Raw genomic sequence first — 20,546 nt, forward strand, 5'->3', positions numbered from 1 at the left:
TGAACATGCGCATCAAAACGGTCCAAGCCTGGTGGGTCCGCATACCGATCGAAGTCGCGAAGCAGCACCGCAGCGACTTCGGTCAGGTGGCGACGTTCGACGCCGCTATCCTGCGCATCGAAACCGACGACGGGCTGGTCGGCTGGGGCGAAGGCAAGAATGCCGCCGGCAGCGCCGGGAGTTACGGCGCTCTCGTTCATTTGCTGAACTACGAGGTCGGCCCGCAGCTGGTCGGCCGCGACCCGGCCGACATCGGCGTCATCTGGGAGATGCTCTACAATGGCACGCGCCACGACAGTGCCGCTCGCGCCGGCCATGCCATGCCGCAACTGGCACGACGGGGCATGAGCATCGCTGCCATCAGCGCCGTCGACATCGCATTGTGGGACATTCTCGGCAAATCGCTCGGCGTTCCGGTCTGGCGGCTGCTCGGCGGCCGCAAGCTGGACCGCATGCCGGCCTATGCTTCCGGCGGCTGGGCCACCGCGGAAGCCATCGGCGACCAGCTGCAGTCCTACATTGCCAAGGGCGGCTTCAAGGCGCTGAAGATGCGCGTCGGCGCGATGGATGGCGCCCCACATATCTCGGCCGCTCGCGTCCGCGCCGCAAGACAGGCGCTCGGTCCAGATATCGATCTGATGGTCGACGCGCACGGCACTTACACGGTGGCCGAAGCCAAGCGCTTCATCCATCTCGCCGGCGACCTCGATCTCGCCTGGTTCGAGGAGCCGGTGATCGCTGACGACAAGCCCGGCATGGCCGAGGTGCGCGCCTGCGGTTCGATCCCGATCGCCACCGGCGAAAGCGAGGCGACACGCTATGCCTTCCGCGACCTCGCCGTGCTCAAATCCGCCGATATCTTCCAGCCGGATCCGGCCTTTTGCGGTGGCATCAGCGAGGCGATGAAGATCGGCACCATCGCCAGCGCCTTCAATCTGCGCTTTGCGCCGCATCTTTGGGCCGGCGCGCCCTGCTTCTTTGCCGGGCTGCATGTCTGCGCCGCTTCGCCGGCGAGCTTCACCGTCGAATATTCGCTCGGCGCCAACCCGATGATCCACGATCTGATCGAAGAGACTGTCGAAGCAAAGGACGGTATGGTAGCGATCCCTGATAGACCCGGGCTGGGATTCACCATTTCGGAGCGGTTCCTGGAGGCGCACGCGCAACACGGCTGACATGAAAGAAAAGAACCTTCTCGCGGAACTCGCCGCCTATCTGTTCTCCCATTCCGACAAGGAGACCGGCCGCACGCCGTCGGAGCGCGAACTGGCAGAGCATTTCAGCGTCAGCCGCGGACAGATCCGCGAGGCGCTGGCCATTCTCGAGGCGATGCGCATCGTCGAGCGACGGGCGAAATCCGGCATCTACATCGATACGAAGCAGGCGAGCGTCGAGGCGATGGCGCTGTTCGCCCGCGCGGGCCTGCCGCTCGATCCCGTCCAGATCTACGAGACGGTCGAGTTGCGCAAGATCCACGAGATCAAGGCCGCCGAACTGGCCTGTTCACGCGCCACCGAGGAGAATTTCGAGCGGCTGCGCGAGATCCTGAAGGCCTCCGAGGATCGCATCGCCGCCGGTGAAGGCCTTGCCCGGGAAGACCGCGAGTTCCACCTCGAGATCGTGCGGGCGACCAAGAACAGCGTCTTCCACAATATCTGCAGCGTCTACTACATGATGGGTGAGCTGCGCCTGCCGATCTATTTCAACGATCCCGAACGCAGCGTGCGCTCCCATGCCGAGCATATCCAGATCTACGAGGCGCTGCTGCGCCGCGACGGCAATCTCGCCCAGGCGCTGATGAGCGCCCATCTGCAAGGCGCCGAAAGCTACTGGAAGGGGCTGATCGAGGGGCGTGGGGCGGAACCGCAAAGCCCAGCGCTCGAAAAGGCCTGAAATGCCCAAGATCCTGTCGACACACAGACTGCACCCCCGTGCCTCTTCCATGCTGACAGGGGCCGGCGAACTCGTCGTTGCTTCCGCCCTCGACGCGCATACGCTTGCCGCCGAGGCAAGGGACGCCGATGTCATCATCGTTCGCGCTCCCTTGCCTGCGTCGCTTTTCGAAGGAGCAAGGAAGCTCAGGGCCGCGATCCGGCACGGCGCCGGGCTGGACATGGTACCTATGGAAGCGGCCAATGCCGCCGGCGTGCTGGTGGCGAACGTACCGGGGGTGAACGCGCGATCCGTCGCCGAATACGTGATGTTCGCGGCGCTGGCGCTGCTTAGGCGCTTTCGTGTGTTGGACCGCGACCTGCGTGCGAAGGGCTGGCTGGCCGGCCGCGAACACACTGTGGTGGCCAGCGAGCTAGCGGGCAAGACGATCGGCATTGTCGGTCTCGGCGCGATCGGCCAGGCGGTTGGCCATATCGCGGCACATGCGTTCGATCTGAATGTGGTGGCGACGACGCGCAGCATGCGGCCGGCGCCGGACAGGGTCGGCTTCCTGTCGATCGATGCGCTGATCGAACAGAGCGACATCATCGTTCTGTGCTGCCCGCTGACGCCCGAAACACGGGGGCTGATCAGCCGCGAGCGCATTGACCGGATGAAGCCGGATGCGCTGCTGATCAATGTTTCGCGCGGGCCGGTGATCGACGACGACGCGCTGATCGAGGCCTTGCAGAAGGGCCGTATCGGCGGCGCCGCACTCGATGTTTTTGCAACACAACCGCTGCCGCCCAACCACCCCTATTTCGGCTTCGACAACGTCATCGTCACCCCGCACATGGCTGGGATCACCGAGCAGTCGATGATGCGCATGGGCGTCGGCGCGGCTGGCGAAGCCTTGCTGGTGCTGGCCAACAGATTACCGGTCAATCTGCGCAACCCGGAAGTGGTCGAGCACTACCGGCGGCGGTTCCCTGTCGATCTCTGAGCGCCTCAATTTTCCCGAACTCGCCGGCGATGGTGCCGGCATGGTAAACGTCACAAAATTCCTGCTGACCGCTGGCTTCTGCGTGGCGACGGCGCAAGTCTTCGCCAACGGACAGGGCAGCTACGTGTTCTGCGACAACGGCTTGCGCTGCGTGGCGGCACCCTGTCCATCGAACAGCGCACTCGACCTCGCTACTGGTAAGCTCATCAAAGGCGTTTCAATCGACATTGATCGCCTGCCGCAGCAAGACAAAGCCCTCAATCTTTCGGACAAGCTCTATGCCGGCGAGGTCGTTGTTGTCGGATCGATCGAGAACCGCACCCGGACCTTCAACGGCAAGCGGTACACCCTGCCTTGGCTGGTTGCCACCGGCATCGAACGCGCCGCCAAGGACAGCGAACGCGGCCACTGCTCGTCGCGCTGACACGCGCTGTCGGATCAATTTGCAAGCAGCGCCTCCACGCCGGCTGCGATGCGCAGCAGGTGGTGGTCATGACCATTGCGCGCCACCAGCATCAGCCCGGCCGGGCGCGTCTTTCCCGGCATGGGCAGCGAGATTGCTGACAGATCGAACTGGTTGGCGACCTGCGTGTTGCGCAGCAGAAGACCCTCGATCCTGTTGCAGAGGGCCTCGTCACCGGTCATCGAGACGATCGTCGGCGCCGTCACCGGCGTGGTCGGCAGGGCCAGTACGTCTACCCCTGCCAGCCGCTCATCCATTGCGGCGACAAGTGCTGCGCGACGGCGCATTGCCCTGATATAGACCGTGGCCGGAATGGCGGCGGCGCGCGACAATGGTCCGCTTACCCGCGGGTCGACCGGCGTCGCCGCTCCCGTCGCCAGCCAGTCGGCATGGATCTCCGCCCCTTCCATCGCCGCGATCGAGGCGCGCTTGGTTGCCGCGCGCAGTTCGGCAAGCAGGTCGTCGATCGACAGTTCCGCAAGCCGTGCGCCGCTAAGCTCCATCTTGCGAAGACACCAGTCGAACGTCGTCGCGACCTCTTCCTGCGTATCATCGAACAGCACGCCGCGCGCAATGCCGATGCGCAGGCCGTGCAGTGGAAGCGGCAACAGTGCTGCCAGGTTTTCGCCCGACATCACTGCATCGGCCGCCGCACATTCCGCGACGGTGCGGGCCAGCGGACCGATCGAGTCCAGCGTGGCCGACAGCGGAAACGCACCCGCGAGCGGCACGCGCCGCGCGGTCGGCTTGAAACCGACGACGCCATTCAGCGATGCCGGAATGCGCACCGAACCACCCGTATCGGAACCGATAGAGATTTGGCTGGTGCCTTCGCCGACCGAAACCGCGGCGCCTGAGGACGAGCCGCCCGGAATACGGGTGGCATCGCTTGCATTGCCGGGGGTGCCGTAATGCGGATTGACGCCGATCGCGGTGAAGGCGAACTCGGTCATGTTGGTCTTGCCGAGGATGACTGCACCGGCCTGACGCAGCCGTCGCACGACAATGGCATCCCGCAGCGCCGGCGCTGCGGTGGCGAGCAGCAGAGAGCCCGCCGTGGTCGGCTCGCCAGCGACATCGAACAGATCCTTGATCGAGACGATCGCCCCATCGAGCGGCCCGAGCGTGACGCCGGCTTTTCGCCGCGCATCGGCTGCGTCGGCCGCCGCCCGTGCGGCTTCCGGGTAGAGCTTTACGAAAACGCTTTCGTCGTCGACGCGAACGGCAAGACGCGAAAGAATTGCTTCGAGGCTATCACGGGCTGATTGCATTTTCGGTGTCGGACTCCGCACGCTTGGAACGTCTTAAGATAGCAGCCCCAACTGCCGCAGGAGACATAGCCCGGCACGGTCGGATTTGCACCTGTCGAACCGAAGGAGGAAGGCCCGATGCTCTACCAAGGCAGCTGCCACTGCGGCAAGGTCGCGTTCGAGGTCGAAGGCGAGCTGACCGGAGCCGTACGGTGCAATTGCTCGATCTGCTCGCGCAAGGGTGCACTGCTATGGGCAGTGCCGCATGAAAGCGTGCGGGTGCTTGCCTGGGGCGATGATCTCGGCCGCTACAGCTTCGGCAACCATGTCATCGCGCACCGCTTCTGCCGCAGCTGCGGCATTCACCCCTTCGCCGAGGATGTCGGCGAAGGGAGCGGGCGAAGTGCCTATATCAATATTCATTGTATCGAGGCGTTGGACGTCGCCGCCGTGCCGGTCTTCGACTTCGACGGCCGTTCCGTTTAGGCCTTGGGATCGTCGATCGGCTTGGGGCCAAGGAAGAACGCCGCCAGTGCCGCAAGCAATGTCGCCGCCGCGCAATAGGCGAAGGCGCTGGCAACGCCGGTATTGTCGACCAGCAGGCCGCCGAAGACGGCGCCCAACGCGATGGCGACCTGGAACGTCATAACCATGAGCCCGCCGGCGCTTTCCGCCTGATCGGGGGCGGCTCGCACCAGCCAGGTCTGCAGCCCGACTGGGACGGCGCCGAAGGCAAAGCCCCAGCTGGCCACTGCTATTGCAGCCACGACGGGTGAGCCTCCGACCACCAGCAGCAGGAGCGCTGAAGACGCGATCAGCAGAGGCGCCAGAGTGACGGCTGCCTTGAGGCTGCGCTCGGCAATGAAGCCGCCGGCAAAATTGCCGAAGAAACCACCAATGCCGTAGGCGAGCAGCACAAGCGAGATCGTCTCGATGTCCAGTGCGGGCACCTTCTCGAGAAACGGGCGGACATAGGTGAAGCCGGCAAAGTGTCCCGAGGCGACCAGCAACACCACCAGCAGCGCTACTCTGATCATCGGCCGCTTCATCACCTCCAGCAGCGTGCGAAAACCTGCTGTACCTGCCGGCGGCAGTCGCGGGATGGTAGCCACCTGTACCAGAAGCGCCAGCGCGCCGACCACGGCGGCGATCATGAAGGCCGTCCGCCATCCCCAGATGTCGCCGACATAGGCGCCGACCGGAGCAGCGCAGACCGTCGCCACCGAAACGCCGGTGAGGATGATCGACATGGCGCGCGGCATCAGCCGCATTGGGACAAGCCGCATCGCCATGGCCGCCGACATCGACCAGAATCCGCCGAGACTGATCCCGAGCATGATGCGGGCGATCAGAAGAATAGGAAGCGACGACGCAAACGCGGCCACCAGGTTTGACAGCACAAGCAGCACGGTCAGCGCCAACATGACCAGCCTGCGGTCCAGCCGCTTGGTGACAATAGCCATGGTCGGTGCCGCAATCGCGCCAATGACGGCCGTTGCCGTTACCGCCTGCCCGGCGGCGCCTTCGGTGATGCCGAGATCCTGCGCAAGCGGCGTCAGCAGGCTGGCCGGCAGAAATTCTGCGGTCACCAGGCCGAAGACTCCGAGCGCCAAGGAGACCACCGCCCCCCATGCGGGCTCGGATCGTTCGCCAGTTTCCGATGGGTCGAGAACGGCGTCCATGACGCCTGTCGCGGGTTCGGTCATGAGGGATCTCCGGTCTGTTGCAGCGCAGCATTTGACTGCAATGCAACATAAGGAGTGACTAGCTGGAGTTTCCATGCTAGAAACACCATTATGTTTGACCGTTCGTCCAAAATCCCCGTAACCGGCGATCCACTGACGGACATATTGCGCGGATTGCGCCTCGAAGGCGTCGATTACGGCCGTTGCGAGATGAAGGAGCCTTGGGGCATCCATTTTCCGGCTCAGGCGGCGGCACGGTTTCATTTCATCGGCCGTAAAGGCTGCTGGTTGCTGCAGCCGTCCGGCGAATGGGTCGAGCTCAAGGCGGGCGACGCTGCCTTGTTGCCGCGCGGCTCAGCTCACACGCTGGCGAGCGAGCCGGGTATCGAGGCGGCGCCGATCCACGGCTATGAGGTCGAGGAAATCTGCAAGAATGTCTATTGCATGTCGAATGACGGCGTGCCCGGCTGCCGTCCGGGGACCTTGCTGTTTTTCGGCAGCATGTATTTCAATCTCGATGGCTTGCACCCCTTGCTCGGCATGATGCCGGACGTGATGCGCGCACATGAGTTGGAAGCCTATGAACCAGGTATCCCACATTTGCTGGAAGCGATGGCCCGCGAGGTGACGATGGAGCGCGTCGGCTCCGGCGGCATCCTGGCGCGGCTGGCCGATGTGCTTGCCGCGACCGTCATCCGCTCATGGGTCGAGCGCGGCTGCGGCGACTCTTCCGGATGGATCGCGGCGGTCAGGGATCGCGAGATCGGCCGGGTGCTGGCCGCGATCCACCTGGAACCGAACCGTGACTGGACGGTGGAGGCTCTGGCGAAGATGATGGGTGCCTCGCGATCGGGTTTCGCCGATCGTTTCGCCACCATTGTCGGCGAAACACCGGCAAAGTACGTCACGCAGGTGCGGATGCACCAGGCGCGGCAATGGCTGGTCCGCGACCGGCTCAAGATTTCGGTCGTCGCGGCGCGCCTCGGCTACGAATCCGACGCCTCCTTCAGCCGCGCCTTCAAGCGGGTCATCGGATCGCCGCCCAGCCATTTCCGGGCCGAGGAACAGGCGGAGATCCGCTAGGCCGGCTAAACGTTGGCCGGCTTATTGCTCGGTGATGCAGGCCGAGCCGGCACTGCTCTTGCAATATTTGCCGGAGGCCCCGCACCTGCCATCCGAGACTTCGACGACGGTGCCGCTCAACAACAGTTTGCAGTCGCTGGTGGACAGATTGACCGTGCCATTGAGGCCCTTGATCTTCTTGGCGTCGACCTTCGCACCGGCGACGACTTTCTTGGCTGCCTGCGCCTCGCTCAGATGCGCGGCCGACAATCCCATACCGGCGACAACCAGGATCGTCGCAAAAGTGCGGAACAGATTTCCCATAGCCAACCCTCCATTTCGGGCCCCCAAATGGGCTTGCAAAGCCCGTTTGGGACCAAAGGATCAGCCTATTCGACAAATCGGAGCACCCGCATCCCCCGCACGGGGGAGATGACGGGAAGACTCGAGCATTTCGCACCAAATGGAGTCACGTAGCGTCGCACAAATGCGGCTAAAACACATAGATGGAGCAGGAAACACGGTTCGCGTTGAACGCATCCCCCTCCAGCTGCAGTAAAGAGGCTTGTACTTAGCCGGCGTGACGCAGGCTTACTCCGCTGCCCTTGTCGAACAGCACCACCTTATCCGGATTCCAGGCAAAGCGTACCGGCTGCTCTATCTGGACGTCGGTCCTGGCCGGCACGGTGGCGCGCAGCATGGCGTCGCCGACCCGCAGCGTCAGGATCTTCTCGACGCCATGGTTCTCGACATCGTGGACCCGCGCCTCGACCGGCGCGCCGGTCTCGAGATAGACGTCCTCGGGACGAATACCGAAGACGAGCGGGCGACCGTCGGTCGCCGCGCCCGTCTTGGCACCCCCCGAAGTCTTGGCACCCCCCGCAAACGGCAATTCGAAATTGAGCGGCGCCATCACCGCACGTCCGTTGACGAGCTTGCCGTCGATGAGGTTCATCGGCGGCGAGCCGACGAAGCTTGCCACGTAGGTGTCGCGCGGATTGTTGTAGATCTCGTACGGCGTGCCGGTCTGGACGATGCGGCCATGGTTGAGCACGCCGACCTTGTCACCCATCGACATCGCCTCGATCTGATCATGCGTCACGAACAGGAAGGTGGCGCCAAGCTGCATCTGCAGGTTCTTCAATTCGGTGCGCAGCGCCTCGCGCAATTTGGCGTCGAGCGCCGACAACGGCTCGTCCATCAGGAATACCCGCGGCTTGCGCACGATGGCGCGGCCGATCGAGACGCGCTGCATCTCGCCGCCTGAAAGCCTGTCGGTCTTGCGGTCGAGCAGATGCTCGATGCGCAGCGTCCTGGCCGCGCGGTCGACACGATCCTTGATCTCGGCATCGGGCAGCCGGCGGATCTTCGGCTTCAGCGGAAATTCGAGGTTCTGGCGCACCGTATAGCGCGGATAGAGCGAATATTGCTGCAGCACCAGCGCCACGTCGCGCTCGGCCGCGCCCCAGTCGGCGACATCGACGCCATCGATGAAGACCTGGCCTTCGCTCGGTTTTTCCAGGCCGGCAATCATGCGCAGCGTCGTCGTCTTGCCGGCGCCGGTCTCGCCAAGCAGGACGAAGAACTCGCCATCGGCGATGTCGAGATCGAGCCCGGTCAAGGCGGTGTGGTTCCCGAACTTCTTTGAGATGTTCTTGAGCTGGATGTGGGCCATCAGAGTCTCACTCCCAGCGATTTGCCGCTCGCCGTGTCGAAGAAATGCGCCTGGCTGGGATCGATTCTGACAAAGACCCTTTCGCCGGGGCCGCTGATGAAGCCGCTCTTGGTGCGCGCACGCAGCATCTTGGAGCCGACCTTGAGGTCGACGATGTCGAAGGACCCGAGCGGCTCGACGATCTGCGTCTCCACCGGCAGGAACCCCTCGGCGGCTTCGCGGCGGACGAGGACGCCTTCCGGCCGGATGCCGAGCGCGAGTTGGCTGCCGGCATGGCCATTGAGCTTCGACAGCAAGGCGCGCGGGAATTCGAAGCCAGCGGCCGCATCGCCGACCGTGACCGAGGCCGATGAGGGTTTCTCGGTCACCGAAGCGTCGGCGACGTTCATCACCGGGCTGCCGACAAATTGCGCGACGAAAAGATTCGCCGGATGCGAATAGACCTCGTCCGGCGAGCCGACCTGCTGCAGCACACCTTCATGCATGATGACGATGCGGTCGGCGAGGCTCATCGCCTCGATCTGGTCGTGGGTGACGTAGATGCTGGTCGAACCCTGCTTGATGTGCAGCCGCTTGATCTCGGCCCGCATCTCCTCGCGCAGCTTGGCATCGAGCGCCCCGATCGGCTCGTCCATCAGCATCGCCTTCGGCCGCCGCACCAAGGCTCGGCCGATCGCCACGCGCTGCATGTCGCCGCCCGACAGCGCCGACGGTTTATTGGCGAGGAGATCGCTGATCTGCAGCGTCTTGGCGACCGAGCGAACCTCGCTGTCGATCTCGGCCTTGCTCTTGCGCGTCGCCCTGAGCGGAAAGGCGATGTTCTCATAGACGCTCATATGCGGATAGAGCGAGAACGACTGGAAGACCATGGCGATATCGCGATCGGCGGCCTTGAGGTGCTGGACCGGCTTGCCGTCGATGAGGATGTCGCCGCCGTCGATCGTCTCCAGCCCGGCAATCGCCCTGAGCGTCGTCGTCTTCCCGCAGCCCGACTGGCCGAGCAGCACGATGAACTCGTTGTCGTCGATCTTCAGGTTGAGGTCTTTGATGACCTGGACGGCGCCGAAATATTTCTGGACGCCTCGAAGCTCGATCTGGGTCAATGCTGTGCCCCCGGATTTGCCCCTTGCCCGGTGCCGGCCTTCTCCTCCGGCGCGATCTTGGAGGTGATGTTGAAGCCGATCAGGCCGATCAGGATGATGGTCACGCCATAGCTGTGCAGCAGCATGTTCCACGGCTGGCAGAGCGCGATGATACCGAGCACCATCAGCACCTGGCTGCCCGGTTCGAGATATTTCTGGTTGATGTCGCGAAAGCTCATTTGCGGATCGCTCCAAACGACATGCCGCGCAACAGGTGGTTGCGGAGCAGGAAGGTGAAGATCGCGACCGGCAGCAGGAACAGGAAGGTTCCGGCGGCAATCACCGTCCAGTCCGGCAGGCCGGAACCGATCTGGCTGGGGATGAAGGGCGGTGCTGTCTGGGCACGGCGGCTGGTCATGATCAGTGCGAAGGCATATTCGTTCCACGCCGTGATAAAGCAGAACACGGCGGTGGCGGCGATGCCGGTGGCGGCCTCGGGCAGCACGATCTTGAAGAAGGCCTCCATGCGCGTATAGCCGTCGACGAGGGCCGCCTCCTCATACTCCTTGGGGATCTCGTCCATGAAGCCTTTCATCAGCCACACCGAGAAGGACAGGTTGAAGGCGGTGTAAAGGATGATCAGGCCGATATGGGAATCGTTGAGGCCGACCGCCCGGTACATCAGGAACATCGGAATGGCGACGACCACCGGCGGCAGCATGCGTGTCGACAGGATGAAGAACAGTAGGTCCGCCTCGCCTTTTACCTTGAAGCGCGAGAACCCATAGGCGGTGAAGGTGCCCATGCCGACGGCCAGGACGGTCGAGGTTATGGCAACGATCAGTGAGTTCATGAAACGGCTCGGATAGCCCGACCACTGCACATGGCCCTTGCCGTCGCGCACGATCTTTTCGCCCCCATTGAAGACGACGCGCTCCCACCACGGCGCAGCCGCGTACTCCTCCGGCGACGGCGGGCTGCGCAGCTGCGAACGCTTGGTGAACAACTTGACGAAGGGGGATATCTCCGGCTGGAAAACCACCGTCGGCGGAATGGTGGTGGCAAGGTTGCGCGGCTTGAACGCCGTCGAGGCGATCCAGTAGATCGGCGCCAGGAAGATGATCGTCACCAGCAGGACAGCGACAATGGCGACCCGGTTGAAGGTGATTTCGGAAGAAGTGCGGACTGCGGCCATCTCAGCGCTCCTTCACCTTGTTGAGGTATTTGACATAGATGTTGGTGATCGCCAGCACCATGATCAGCACGATGTAGGCGAGCGCGCAGGAACGCCCGGTCTGCCATTCCTGGAACGCCATCTTGTAGAGCCGGATCGAGATCAGCTCGGCCGTCGGCTGGCTGGTCAGGATGTAGGCGAGGTCGAAGGTCTTGAACGCCTCCATGGTGCGGAAGATGACCGCGATCATCAGGATCGGCGCAACCAGCGGCAGCGTTATACGGAAGAAGGTGTAGAACGGCCCGGCCCTGTCGATCGCGGCTGCCTCGTAGAGATGCTTGGGCACGGCCGACAGGCCGGCCAGCGACAACAGCATGACGAAGGGCGACCACATCCAGATGTCGGTCAGCGCGACCGCATAGAGCGCCATTTTCGGATTCGACAGCCATTCGAAGGTGCCGAGGCCCAGCGCATAATTGATGATGCCGAAGGACGGATCGTAGAGCAGCTTCCAGAACAGGCCGACGACGGCCATCGACAGCATCATCGGCAACAACAGAAGCGTCGTCAGCAGGCCCTTGAGCGGAATGTCGCGGTTGAGCAGCATGGCCACGCCGAAGCCGACGAGCAGCTGGCCGGCGACCGAGATGATGACGTATTTCGCGGTGATGGCGAAGTTGGACCAGACATAGGGATCGCTGAGCAGGTCGCGATAGTTTTGCAGCCCGACGAAATTCGCCGCCGCGCTGGTCGAGGCGCGGAAATCGGTGAACGAATAGCCCAGCGAATAGATCAGCGGGAAGATGTTGAAGACGATCAGAAACAGGATCGTCGGGATGATGAAGAGATTGCGGATCGAAATGTCGCTTAGACCGCGAGCGGCGGCCCGCGAGGACCTGTCCAGCGTGGTGATCATTGTGGTCGCCAAGACCCTGCTCCCAGTTCAGAAATCAGAAAGATTTCAAAAATCAGAAAAAGAAACGGAGGAGGCACGAGCGCCCCCTCCGTGAAACTTCATGCTTATTGGCCGCGGCCGTATTTCTTGAAGGTCGCGTTCCAGTCGGCTGCCAGTGCGTCCAGCGTCTCCTTGGCGGTGCCTTCGCCGCCGATCATGTAGGGATAGATGCGCTGGTTGAGCTGCTGCAGCAGTTCGGCATATTCCGGAACCGCCCAGAAGTCCTTGACCTTGAACATGGTCTCGTAGAACGCCTTGTTATAGGGTGTGGCGTTCTGGAATTCGGGCGACTTGAGCACGGCGGCACTACAGGTGTAGCCGCCGAGCGCTGCCCACTTCTTCTGGGTCTCGTCCTTGATGAACCATTCCAGGAACTTCGTCGCCTCTTCCTGCTTCTGCGAGTAGGAAACGATGGAGATGCCCTGACCGCCGAGTGCGGCGAACTGGTCGCCGCCAGGTCCGGCTGGATTGGCGAAGAAGCCGGTGTTCTTGGCGTTCGGGTTCGACGCCTCGTTGATCAACGAGGGGAAGAACGCGAAGTAGTTCATGCTCATCGCGGCCAGGTTTTCAGTGATCGCCTGGTTGTCCTCGACGAAGAACGACTTGGCCCAGCCCGGAGGCGTGAACTTGTAGAGTTCCTTGTAGGCGTCGAGCGCCGCGATCGCCTTGTCGGAGTTGATGAAGCCATCGACCTTGTAGGTCTTATAGTCACCCAGCTCGCCGCCAAAGGAGAACAGCGCGTTTTCGAAGCCCATCGCCATCGCGTCATAAGAATTGTCGGTGTAGATGGCGATGCCGTATTTTTTCTGGTCCGGCCGGTAGAAGAATTCGGCGATGTCGCGTAGCGCCTTGAAATCCTTCGGCACGTCGAGATCGTAGCCATACTTGGCCTTGAAGGCTTCCTTTTCCTTGGGGTCTTCGAACCAGTCCTTGCGATAGGACCAGCCGACGGCGTCGCCTTCGAGCGGAATGGCCCAGTACTTGCTGCTGCCGCCCGGATATTCGGCATAGTATTTCACCGTGGCCGGTGCCATCACTTCACCGACCTTGTGCTTGTTGAAGAAGTCGGTCAGGTCGACATAGTGGCCACCGGTCGAGCCGGCACCAAGCCATTGCGAGTCGCCGACGACCATATCGTAGGCGTCGCCATGGGCGTTGAACTCGGTGAAGGCCTTGGTCTGGAAGTCGGGCCACGGTGTGGTTTCCACCGTGATCTTGACGCCGGTCTCCTTCTCGTACTCGTTGCCGAGTTCCTGCAGGTAATTGGCCGGATCCCATTCCGCCCAGAAGATTGTAAGTTCCTTTTCCTGCGCGTAGACGGACGTTCCGCAGGCGAGCACTAGGCCGATACCAGCAAGCAAGCTGGTCATTGTCTTGCGCATAATGATTTCCTCCCTTGTGCGCATTCTACCGCGTCATGCGAGCCGGCGGCGAGGCCGGCCCTGGTAGTCCTCCCGTGACGGCACCGTTCCGGTTTTTGAGCCTCCTCGCTCGACCGAAACGGATCTCAGCCTTCACCTTTGATCCGCTTTATTTGTCCTGATCTGGTATTACCAATTTAAGAGGAACGTCAAGCCCTTTCTTGGACGGTGGCGGCACGCAGACAAGTTGGCTTCTGCGATATCTGCCTGTTTTCCCTGAATTTTCCTACTCCTTGATACATGAATGCCTTACTTGGGCCGCTGCATCGCTAGTAGCATGAATAGCCAGGTTGAAAATCTGGTCGAACCAGATTGGCGTCATCTCACGGCGGTCGTCGGCGCGATCCCATCTCCTTCAATCATCGATTCCGTCACCGCCGCGCGCACCAGAGCGCCGGCCGCCCATTGCGCGACCGACATCATGCGGCGGCTATCCAGTCCCCATATATCCTTCAAAACGATCAGCACCTCAACGCCGAAGATCAGCGACAGCGCCTGCGCGAGCCGCTTGAATTCGCGCGGCGGCAACTGGCCCTTGAGTGGCGCGATCGCATCCTTCAAAAGCTCGATGCGATGGCCGCGCGTGAAGGCCGGTTCGCCGCCCAGCGTGCCTGCCTGTCGCTGTGCCCACTGGTCGAGCGACAGTTTCAGCGCCGCCTTGAACGTCGCTTCGAAGGCCTCGATGCGTGGCATGGCGGTGTCGAACAGCTCGGCCACCCGGCGCTCCGGATCGGCAGAGCTCGATTGCCAGGTAAGGATCGGCCCGAGCCCTTCGTCGACCACCGCCTGCACCAGCGCCGCCTGGCTCGGAAAATACCGATAAGCGGTGGCGCGCGAGACTTCCGCTGCTTCCGCCACCTCGCTGACGGAGGGCGTGGCGCCGGCCTGCATCAGCTTTGTCGCCGTCTCCAGCATCAGCCGCTGGGTGCGCGCGCGGGCCCCGCGCTCAGCCCGCGGGCTGGCGCCTTGGCCGGCGTCGTCGTTCACTGTCGCTTGTTGACGTGAGACATCCATGTCAATACGATACGCGCGTCTCAAAAAATTGCAATGGCCCTTCGCCCATCGAACGGCCAGGCAAAGGGGCGGCAGCGCCGAACACGCCCAAGACCGGGGAAACGCGATGAAGCGCATCTATGTGGTGGGCACCGCCGACACCAAGGGCGAGGAACTCGCATTTCTGTACGATGCGGTCGCCGCTACCGGCGCTTCGATTGCCCGTGTCGACATCGGAACACGCGGCGCGACCGTGCCGGTCGACATTTCGGCCGACGAGGTCGCCAGCCACCATTCCGAGGGTCGCAATGCCGTGCTCGGCGTCGACGATCGCGGCACCGCTGTGGCGGCAATGGCTGCCGCCTTTGCCCGGTTTGTTCAATCGCGCAGCGACATTGCCGGGATTGTCGGTATCGGCGGCGGTGGCGGCACCTCGATCATCACCGCAGGCATGCGCACGCTGCCGCTCGGCCTGCCCAAGATCATGGTTTCGACGTTGGCCTCCGGTGACACCACGCCTTACGTCGACGTCTCCGACATCGTCATGATGCCGTCGGTGACCGACATGGCCGGCCTCAACCGACTTTCCCGTGTCGTGCTGCACAATGCCGCCCAGGCGATATCAGGCATGGCGGCAAAGCCGGCGCCGCCGGCCGACGGCAGACCCTCGATAGGCCTGACCATGTTCGGCGTCACCACGCCATGCGTGACCGCGATCGCCGATGAGCTTCGTTCGACCTATGACTGCATGGTCTTTCATGCCACCGGAACCGGCGGCCGCACCATGGAAAAAATGGCCGACAGCGGCCTGTTGTCCGGCGTCATCGACATCACAACGACCGAAGTCTGCGACTTGCTGCTTGGCGGCGTGCTGCCGGCGACCGAAGATCGCTTTGTCGCCATCGCCCGCACCAGGCTGCCTTATATCGGCTCGGTCGGCGCGCTCGACATGGTCAATTTCTGGGCGCCGCCGACAATTCCGGAACGCTATCGCGGCCGGCTGTTTTATGAGCACAATCCAAACGTCACGCTGATGCGCACCACTGCCGACGAAAGCAGGACGATCGGTGAATGGATCGGGACAAGGCTGAGCCTCTGCCAAGGTCCGGTTCGTTTCCTCATTCCGGAGAAAGGCGTGTCGGCGCTCGACATCGAAGGCGGCGCCTTCTTCGGCCCTGAAGCCGATGCCGCTTTGTTCGAGGCGATCGAGCGTACCATCAAACCCGCCAAAACGCGGCGCGTGCTGCGCCTGCCGCTGCATATCAACGACCCCGAATTCGCCTGGGCTGCCACAACGGCCTTCCTCGACATCGCCAGACAGTGAGACACCAAGACATGGCCGCCATACCGCGCAAGAAAATCCTGGAGAAATTCCGCATGATGATCGCCGACGGCGTGCCGATCGTCGGCGGCGGTGCCGGCACCGGCCTGTCGGCCAAGGCCGAGGAAGCCGGCGGCATCGACCTGATCATCATCTACAATTCCGGCCGCTACCGCATGGCCGGGCGCGGCTCGGCCGCCGGCCTGCTCGCCTATGGCAACGCCAACGAGATCGTCAAGGAGATGGCCTATGAAGTGCTGCCGGTGGTGAAGAAGACGCCGGTGCTGGCCGGCGTCAACGGCACCGATCCCTTCGTCATCATGCCGCTGCTTTTGGCCGAGTTGAAGACGATGGGCTTTTCCGGCGTGCAGAATTTTCCGACGATCGGCCTGTTCGACGGCCAGATGCGGCGGAGTTTTGAAGAAACCGGCATGGGCTTCGGGCTCGAGGTCGACATGATCGCCGAGGCTCACAGACTCGACCTGTTGACCACGCCCTATGTCTTCAACCCAGACGAGGCGCGCGCCATGACAACAGCCGGCGCCGACATCGTCGTCGCCCATATGGGGGTGACCACCGGCGGCTCGATCGGCGCGAGGTCGGCTAAATCGCTGGACGACTGTGTCAGCGAGGTCGACGCCATCGCCAAAGCGGCACGCTCAGTACGCGAGGACATAATTCTGCTTTGCCATGGCGGGCCGATCTCGATGCCGGACGACGCCAGATATATTCTCGAGCGTTGCAAGGGCCTGCACGGGTTCTATGGCGCCAGTTCGATGGAGCGGCTGCCGGCGGAAGCCTCGATCGCCAGGCAGACGGCGGATTTCAAGGCCGTCACGTTCGGCGCTGCGTAGAGACCAGCAAAAGAAGGTGGGACGATGACCGACAACAGCAAGGTATTCGTATATCCAAAAGACGTCAGCGTCTTCGGCTTCGACTGGGGCAGGCTGTCGCTGACGGTCGCTCCCGAAGTGAACGGCGCAAAGCAATTTTCCGGTGGTGTCGTCGACCTCCCGTCGGGCAAGGGCCATACGCGTCATAACCATCCGGGTGCGGAGGAGATCATCTTCGTCATCTCAGGCAATGGCGAGCAGATGGTCGAGGACGAGAAAGGCAACCCGGTCGTCGAGAAGGTCGGCCCCGGCTGCACCATCTATGTGCCGGAAAGCCGCTTCCACTCGACGCTCAATACCGGCGATGGGCCGATGCAGCTTTTCGTCGTCTATTCGCCGGCCGGGCCGGAACTGGCGTTGCGGGAGTTGCCGGATTTCAGGTTGATCCCGCCGGGCGGGGGATAGAAGCGCCTAGCCCCCGCCCCTGTTCCAGCCCCGGCCCCGATCGCCGAACATCACGTACCCTGTGTCGGTGACCGCCACCGTGTCCTCCAGCTTGATGAAGCCGCGCGTGGGGTGGAGCATGGTCGTCTCGACCGAAAGCACCATATTTTTCTCCAGCGGCTTTGCGGCATAGGTGCCTTCATAGGTCACAGGATGGTTGGTCATCAGGAACGGCGCTTCATGCGTGATCAGCCCCATGCCATGCGCGAAGAAATCGGTATAGGGCGCAACCTTCGACTTCTTCAGCGCGCCTTCGGCATGAGAAATCATGTCACCGCCCAGCGTGCCCGCCTTGACCTTGGAGAAGGCCGCCTGCTGCACTGTCTCGATCTCGGCCAGCAGATCCTCGAGTTCGGCGTCAGGCTCGCCCAGCACGCCCATGCGGCAAAGGTCGCCGATATAGCCGTGGTAGTTGCCGCCGGAATCGATCGACATCACCTCGCCCCGTTTCCACGCCTGCGGCGAGGCGGCGCGGTTGTGGCTGGAGCCTAGCGTCAACAGGCAATATTCGAAATGCGCGCCGCGATTGGTCTCCTCGCGCCTGAGCTGTTCGATGATCTCGCTCTTGGTCGTGCCTTCGCGTGCCCAGCCGATGGTCGCCAGCATGGAATCGGTGATCAGCTCGGAGGCGATGCGCAGCTTCTCCAACTCGGCCTCGGTTTTGATTGCGCGCATGCGCTCCAGCATATCAGTCGCATCGATCAGCTTGGCATCCGGCAGCGCGTTGCGGATCAGCATATAGGCGTCGGACGGCAGGAAGGCGGGCTCGATGCCGATGTGGGCATTGCCCTTGCCGATCTTTCGCAAATGCTCGACCGCCAGATTGGCGGCATCGAGCGTGCCCCAGCAGGCGGCATGCAGTGTCGGCGTCCAGAATGGATGGTTCTGGTGCTCGCCGCCTTCCATGCGGTTGCCGATATAGGCGGCATGCTCCGGCCCACCTTTCTCATAGACGACGACAGGCAGATAACGGCTGTGGCCGATCGCATCCATGGCGGCGAAGAAGATGAACTTGTAGCCGCCAAGCAGATACTGCGTGTTGTGCTTGGAGGTGGCGAGCAGCACGTCGATGCCGGCCTCCTCCATCAGCCCGTCCACCCTGGCCTGGTCGAACGGCACGCCGCCGACGGCATTCTTGCCTGGGGCAACGTTCATGTCTCTCTCCCTGAAATCCTTAGCTGGCCGCTCGCCAGCACCGGCTTTTCCGGCTCTGACCCTCGGCTATGCTTGAATCTGCATCATTTTGCCCGATCTGGTCCAGCCAGAACGGGCGAACCAGCCCCAAAGCTGGTCCACCTGCTGCACTTTACTCCAGTCTGGGTCCTGCCAGAACCGCGCATCGAACCGTTTCTATACAACTGGTCCAACGGACGGAAATTTCAAAGCCACGTGAGGATGCGCCAATTCCGTCTTTGGCGAAACCCCGCACAAGGCCCATAATCAGCTTTGCAGGATGCTTACGAGCGTCCGAGGGGTACGGCGGACCCGGCCGGGTCCGCGGAGAGGACGGAGTTCGATCATGCCAGAGTTCACCATTTCCAGACGTACGATGCTTGCGGGTTCGGCATTGCTGCTGGCCTCCACCGCCATGCCGACGATCGGCTCGGCGCAGACGCCGAAAAAGGGCGGACGACTGGTCGTCGCCGCTGATTCCGAGCCGCGCAATCTCAATCCGGCGATCGTCGCCTCGAACGGCGTCTTCTTCATTTCGAGCAAGATCGTAGAAACCTTGGCTGAGGCCTCCTTTGAGGGCAAGGACGGGCTCGATCCGCGCCTGGCGCTCAGCTGGGAAGGTGCCGCCGACGGCCTGTCGGTGACGTTCAAGCTGCGCGAGGGCGTCAAATGGCATGACGGTAAACCCTTCACCTCCGCCGATGTCGCGTTCTCGGCGCTGCATATCTGGAAGCTGCTGCAGAATCTCGGCCGCACCGTGTTCAAGGACCTGGAGGCGGTCGACACGCCGGACGAAGCCACCGCCGTGTTCAAATTCGCCAAGCCGACACCGTTCCAGCTGATCCGCAACGCCTTGCCGGCGCTGAGCAGCGTGGTGCCCAAGCACATCTACGAGACCGGAAAGATCGAGGACAACCCGGCCAACAACGCCCCGGTCGGCACCGGCCCGTTCAAATTCGCCGAATACAAACCCGGCGAATATTACCGGCTAGAGAAGAATACGGATTATTGGGGCAAGGACGAGCCCTATCTCGACGAGATCATCTATCAGGTGCTGCCGGACCGCACAGCAGCGGCCAGCGCGCTCGAGGCCGAAGAGATCCAGCTCGCCGCCTTCTCCGCCGTGCCCCTCGCCGATCTCGACCGCATATCCAAAGTGCCCGGCCTCAAGGTGATCACCAAGGGTTACGAAGGGCTGACCTACCAGCTCGTCGTCGAGATCAACCATCGCCGCAAGGAGCTGGCCGACCTGAAAGTGCGCCAGGCGATCGCTCACGCCATCGACAAGGACTTCGTCGTCAAGACGGTGTTTCTCGGCTATGCCGCCACCGCCACTGGCCCGGTGCCGAAAAACGACCCGCAATTCTACACCGCCGACGTGCCGACGTACGCCTTCGACGTCGTCAAGGCCAACACCTTGCTGGACGAGGCCGGCTACAGCCGAGGCGATGACGGCAAGCGCTTTTCACTGAACCTGCTGCCGGCGCCCTATTTCAACGAGACCAAGCAGTTCGGCGACTATCTGCGCCAGGCGCTCGCCGACATCGGCATCGACGCTCAGCTGGTCAACAACGACTCGGCCGCGCATATCAAGGCCGTCTACACCGACCACGCCTTCGACCTTGCGGTCGGGCCGCCGGTGTTCCGCGGCGATCCTGCGATCTCGACCACCATCCTGGTGCAGAGCGGCATTCCAGACGGCGTGCCCTTCTCCAACCAGGGCGGCTACAAGAACGCCGAACTCAATGCCCTGATCGCCAAGGCATCGGAGACGCTCGACACCGCCGCCCGCACCGAACTCTACAAGGAGTTCCAGAGAAAAGTTGCCGCCGACCTGCCACTGATCAACGTCGCCGAATGGAGTTTCATCAGCGTCGCACGTGATACGGTCAAGAATATCGCCAACAACCCGCGCTGGGCGGTATCGAACTGGGCGGACACTTGGCTGGAGGGGTAAGGAAGTCTCTCCAGACTTGCGCCCCGCTTGTGTGGGTGCTCAGCTTCAACGATGAGAGCTTTTTCGCGTCCCCCTCTGTCCTGCCGGACATCTCCCCCACAACGGGCCAGATCGGCTGTCATT

At 62.6% G+C, this 20,546-nt stretch carries 21 protein-coding genes; 10 read left to right on the forward strand and 11 right to left on the reverse strand.

Going from position 1 to position 20,546, the window contains the following annotated elements; genetic code table 11:
- The first annotated feature begins 5 nt into the window (after positions 1-5).
- Genes NKH50_RS08905 through NKH50_RS08920 form a run of 4 tightly spaced genes read left to right on the forward strand, consistent with a single transcriptional unit; the run spans position 6 to position 3,299 of the window.
- A complete protein-coding gene (locus NKH50_RS08905; RefSeq protein ID WP_254816744.1) occupies positions 6-1,175 on the forward strand; it encodes a mandelate racemase/muconate lactonizing enzyme family protein in 1,170 nt (389 codons plus the stop codon).
- 1 nt (position 1,176) lies between these two features.
- A complete protein-coding gene (locus NKH50_RS08910) occupies positions 1,177-1,893 on the forward strand; it encodes a FadR/GntR family transcriptional regulator (protein ID WP_254816743.1) in 717 nt (238 codons plus the stop codon).
- Position 1,894: 1 nt separating this feature from the next.
- The gene (locus NKH50_RS08915; RefSeq protein WP_352878017.1) at positions 1,895-2,875 is read left to right on the forward strand and encodes a hydroxyacid dehydrogenase; all 981 of its coding nucleotides are present in this window, start codon (positions 1,895-1,897) and stop codon (positions 2,873-2,875) included.
- Between the two features lie 40 nt (positions 2,876-2,915).
- Positions 2,916-3,299 carry a hypothetical protein gene (locus tag NKH50_RS08920; protein WP_352476343.1) on the forward strand — a complete coding sequence of 128 codons (384 nt, stop codon included), beginning with the start codon at positions 2,916-2,918 and terminating at the stop codon, positions 3,297-3,299.
- A 14-nt stretch (positions 3,300-3,313) separates the two neighbouring features.
- Here NKH50_RS08920 and NKH50_RS08925 read toward each other — a convergent pair whose 3' ends face one another.
- On the reverse strand, positions 3,314-4,609 hold the full coding sequence (locus NKH50_RS08925; protein ID WP_352878020.1) for an amidase: 1,296 nt from the start codon (positions 4,607-4,609) through the stop codon (positions 3,314-3,316).
- A 117-nt stretch (positions 4,610-4,726) separates the two neighbouring features.
- On the opposite strand from NKH50_RS08925, the gene NKH50_RS08930 reads away from it, so the two are divergent.
- Positions 4,727-5,074, forward strand: a complete 348-nt coding sequence (locus NKH50_RS08930) for a GFA family protein (RefSeq protein ID WP_352506661.1) — start codon at positions 4,727-4,729, stop codon at positions 5,072-5,074.
- On the opposite strand, the gene NKH50_RS08935 is transcribed toward NKH50_RS08930, so the two are convergent.
- Complete coding sequence (locus NKH50_RS08935; protein WP_352878023.1) at positions 5,071-6,294, reverse strand: MFS transporter; 1,224 nt, start codon at positions 6,292-6,294, stop codon at positions 5,071-5,073. The two genes, NKH50_RS08930 and NKH50_RS08935, sit on opposite strands and share 4 nt — an antisense overlap.
- 90 nt (positions 6,295-6,384) lie before the next feature.
- Here NKH50_RS08935 and NKH50_RS08940 point away from each other — a divergent pair, with 90 nt between their 5' ends.
- Complete coding sequence (locus NKH50_RS08940) at positions 6,385-7,356, forward strand: AraC family transcriptional regulator (RefSeq protein WP_352878026.1); 972 nt, start codon at positions 6,385-6,387, stop codon at positions 7,354-7,356.
- A 21-nt stretch (positions 7,357-7,377) separates the two neighbouring features.
- Here the strand turns inward: NKH50_RS08940 and NKH50_RS08945 are convergent, their stop codons facing one another.
- The 8 genes from NKH50_RS08945 to NKH50_RS08980 all read right to left on the reverse strand — a co-directional run bounded on the left by NKH50_RS08945 (position 7,378) and on the right by NKH50_RS08980 (position 14,656).
- Positions 7,378-7,659: a hypothetical protein gene (locus NKH50_RS08945; protein ID WP_352878029.1), complete on the reverse strand. Its 282-nt coding sequence runs from the start codon at positions 7,657-7,659 to the stop codon at positions 7,378-7,380.
- A gap of 247 nt (positions 7,660-7,906) precedes the next feature.
- Entirely contained in the window at positions 7,907-9,010 is a 1,104-nt protein-coding gene (locus NKH50_RS08950; protein ID WP_352878032.1) for an ABC transporter ATP-binding protein, read from the reverse strand.
- Positions 9,010-10,113 carry an ABC transporter ATP-binding protein gene (locus NKH50_RS08955; protein ID WP_352878035.1) on the reverse strand — a complete coding sequence of 368 codons (1,104 nt, stop codon included), beginning with the start codon at positions 10,111-10,113 and terminating at the stop codon, positions 9,010-9,012. Before NKH50_RS08955 ends, NKH50_RS08950 begins: the two co-directional genes overlap by 1 nt.
- Positions 10,110-10,331 (reverse strand): hypothetical protein, encoded by a 222-nt coding sequence (locus tag NKH50_RS08960; RefSeq protein WP_023675179.1) that lies wholly within the window; start codon positions 10,329-10,331, stop codon positions 10,110-10,112. The genes NKH50_RS08955 and NKH50_RS08960 overlap by 4 nt, the downstream gene beginning before the upstream one ends.
- Positions 10,328-11,287, reverse strand: a complete 960-nt coding sequence (locus tag NKH50_RS08965) for a carbohydrate ABC transporter permease (protein ID WP_352878038.1) — start codon at positions 11,285-11,287, stop codon at positions 10,328-10,330. The genes NKH50_RS08960 and NKH50_RS08965 overlap by 4 nt, the downstream gene beginning before the upstream one ends.
- A gap of 1 nt (position 11,288) precedes the next feature.
- Positions 11,289-12,194 carry a carbohydrate ABC transporter permease gene (locus NKH50_RS08970; RefSeq protein ID WP_254816733.1) on the reverse strand — a complete coding sequence of 302 codons (906 nt, stop codon included), beginning with the start codon at positions 12,192-12,194 and terminating at the stop codon, positions 11,289-11,291.
- A gap of 92 nt (positions 12,195-12,286) precedes the next feature.
- Positions 12,287-13,603: an ABC transporter substrate-binding protein gene (locus tag NKH50_RS08975; RefSeq protein ID WP_352448404.1), complete on the reverse strand. Its 1,317-nt coding sequence runs from the start codon at positions 13,601-13,603 to the stop codon at positions 12,287-12,289.
- A gap of 357 nt (positions 13,604-13,960) precedes the next feature.
- Complete coding sequence (locus tag NKH50_RS08980) at positions 13,961-14,656, reverse strand: TetR/AcrR family transcriptional regulator (RefSeq protein ID WP_352878041.1); 696 nt, start codon at positions 14,654-14,656, stop codon at positions 13,961-13,963.
- A 106-nt stretch (positions 14,657-14,762) separates the two neighbouring features.
- On the opposite strand from NKH50_RS08980, the gene NKH50_RS08985 reads away from it, so the two are divergent.
- From NKH50_RS08985 to NKH50_RS08995, 3 genes are read left to right on the forward strand one after another with little or no spacing between them, the layout of a single operon-like run.
- Positions 14,763-15,959 carry a Tm-1-like ATP-binding domain-containing protein gene (locus NKH50_RS08985; protein WP_352878043.1) on the forward strand — a complete coding sequence of 399 codons (1,197 nt, stop codon included), beginning with the start codon at positions 14,763-14,765 and terminating at the stop codon, positions 15,957-15,959.
- Positions 15,960-15,970: 11 nt separating this feature from the next.
- The gene (locus NKH50_RS08990; protein ID WP_352878046.1) at positions 15,971-16,810 is read left to right on the forward strand and encodes a phosphoenolpyruvate hydrolase family protein; all 840 of its coding nucleotides are present in this window, start codon (positions 15,971-15,973) and stop codon (positions 16,808-16,810) included.
- Positions 16,811-16,834: 24 nt separating this feature from the next.
- Positions 16,835-17,254: a cupin domain-containing protein gene (locus tag NKH50_RS08995; protein WP_352878048.1), complete on the forward strand. Its 420-nt coding sequence runs from the start codon at positions 16,835-16,837 to the stop codon at positions 17,252-17,254.
- Positions 17,255-17,260: 6 nt separating this feature from the next.
- On the opposite strand, the gene NKH50_RS09000 is transcribed toward NKH50_RS08995, so the two are convergent.
- Positions 17,261-18,448, reverse strand: coding sequence for a M24 family metallopeptidase (locus NKH50_RS09000; RefSeq protein WP_352878051.1), 1,188 nt, complete (start codon positions 18,446-18,448; stop codon positions 17,261-17,263).
- Between the two features lie 364 nt (positions 18,449-18,812).
- On the opposite strand from NKH50_RS09000, the gene NKH50_RS09005 reads away from it, so the two are divergent.
- Positions 18,813-20,423, forward strand: a complete 1,611-nt coding sequence (locus NKH50_RS09005) for an ABC transporter substrate-binding protein (RefSeq protein WP_352878053.1) — start codon at positions 18,813-18,815, stop codon at positions 20,421-20,423.
- Positions 20,424-20,546 lie beyond the last annotated feature (123 nt).

The sequence above is a fragment of the Mesorhizobium sp. M1027 genome (assembly GCF_040318745.1).
Taxonomy (GTDB): Bacteria; Pseudomonadota; Alphaproteobacteria; order Rhizobiales; family Rhizobiaceae; genus Mesorhizobium.

Bases quoted from the DNA above. Each gene is read 5' to 3' on its own strand.
- NKH50_RS08975 (WP_352448404.1), bottom strand. From the start codon at position 13,603: ATGCGCAAGACAATGACCAGCTTGCTTGCTGGTATCGGCCTAGTGCTC.
- NKH50_RS09005 (WP_352878053.1), top strand. From the start codon at position 18,813: ATGCCAGAGTTCACCATTTCCAGACGTACGATGCTTGCGGGTTCGGCA.
- NKH50_RS08990 (WP_352878046.1), top strand. From the start codon at position 15,971: ATGGCCGCCATACCGCGCAAGAAAATCCTGGAGAAATTCCGCATGATG.
- NKH50_RS08995 (WP_352878048.1), top strand. From the start codon at position 16,835: ATGACCGACAACAGCAAGGTATTCGTATATCCAAAAGACGTCAGCGTC.
- NKH50_RS08910 (WP_254816743.1), top strand. From the start codon at position 1,177: ATGAAAGAAAAGAACCTTCTCGCGGAACTCGCCGCCTATCTGTTCTCC.
- NKH50_RS08945 (WP_352878029.1), bottom strand. From the start codon at position 7,659: ATGGGAAATCTGTTCCGCACTTTTGCGACGATCCTGGTTGTCGCCGGT.
- NKH50_RS08920 (WP_352476343.1), top strand. From the start codon at position 2,916: ATGGTAAACGTCACAAAATTCCTGCTGACCGCTGGCTTCTGCGTGGCG.
- NKH50_RS08965 (WP_352878038.1), bottom strand. From the start codon at position 11,287: ATGGCCGCAGTCCGCACTTCTTCCGAAATCACCTTCAACCGGGTCGCC.
- NKH50_RS08940 (WP_352878026.1), top strand. From the start codon at position 6,385: ATGTTTGACCGTTCGTCCAAAATCCCCGTAACCGGCGATCCACTGACG.
- NKH50_RS08985 (WP_352878043.1), top strand. From the start codon at position 14,763: ATGAAGCGCATCTATGTGGTGGGCACCGCCGACACCAAGGGCGAGGAA.
- NKH50_RS09000 (WP_352878051.1), bottom strand. From the start codon at position 18,448: ATGAACGTTGCCCCAGGCAAGAATGCCGTCGGCGGCGTGCCGTTCGAC.
- NKH50_RS08915 (WP_352878017.1), top strand. From the start codon at position 1,895: ATGCCCAAGATCCTGTCGACACACAGACTGCACCCCCGTGCCTCTTCC.
- NKH50_RS08980 (WP_352878041.1), bottom strand. From the start codon at position 14,656: ATGGATGTCTCACGTCAACAAGCGACAGTGAACGACGACGCCGGCCAA.
- NKH50_RS08935 (WP_352878023.1), bottom strand. From the start codon at position 6,294: ATGACCGAACCCGCGACAGGCGTCATGGACGCCGTTCTCGACCCATCG.
- NKH50_RS08960 (WP_023675179.1), bottom strand. From the start codon at position 10,331: ATGAGCTTTCGCGACATCAACCAGAAATATCTCGAACCGGGCAGCCAG.
- NKH50_RS08905 (WP_254816744.1), top strand. From the start codon at position 6: ATGCGCATCAAAACGGTCCAAGCCTGGTGGGTCCGCATACCGATCGAA.
- NKH50_RS08950 (WP_352878032.1), bottom strand. From the start codon at position 9,010: ATGGCCCACATCCAGCTCAAGAACATCTCAAAGAAGTTCGGGAACCAC.
- NKH50_RS08930 (WP_352506661.1), top strand. From the start codon at position 4,727: ATGCTCTACCAAGGCAGCTGCCACTGCGGCAAGGTCGCGTTCGAGGTC.
- NKH50_RS08925 (WP_352878020.1), bottom strand. From the start codon at position 4,609: ATGCAATCAGCCCGTGATAGCCTCGAAGCAATTCTTTCGCGTCTTGCC.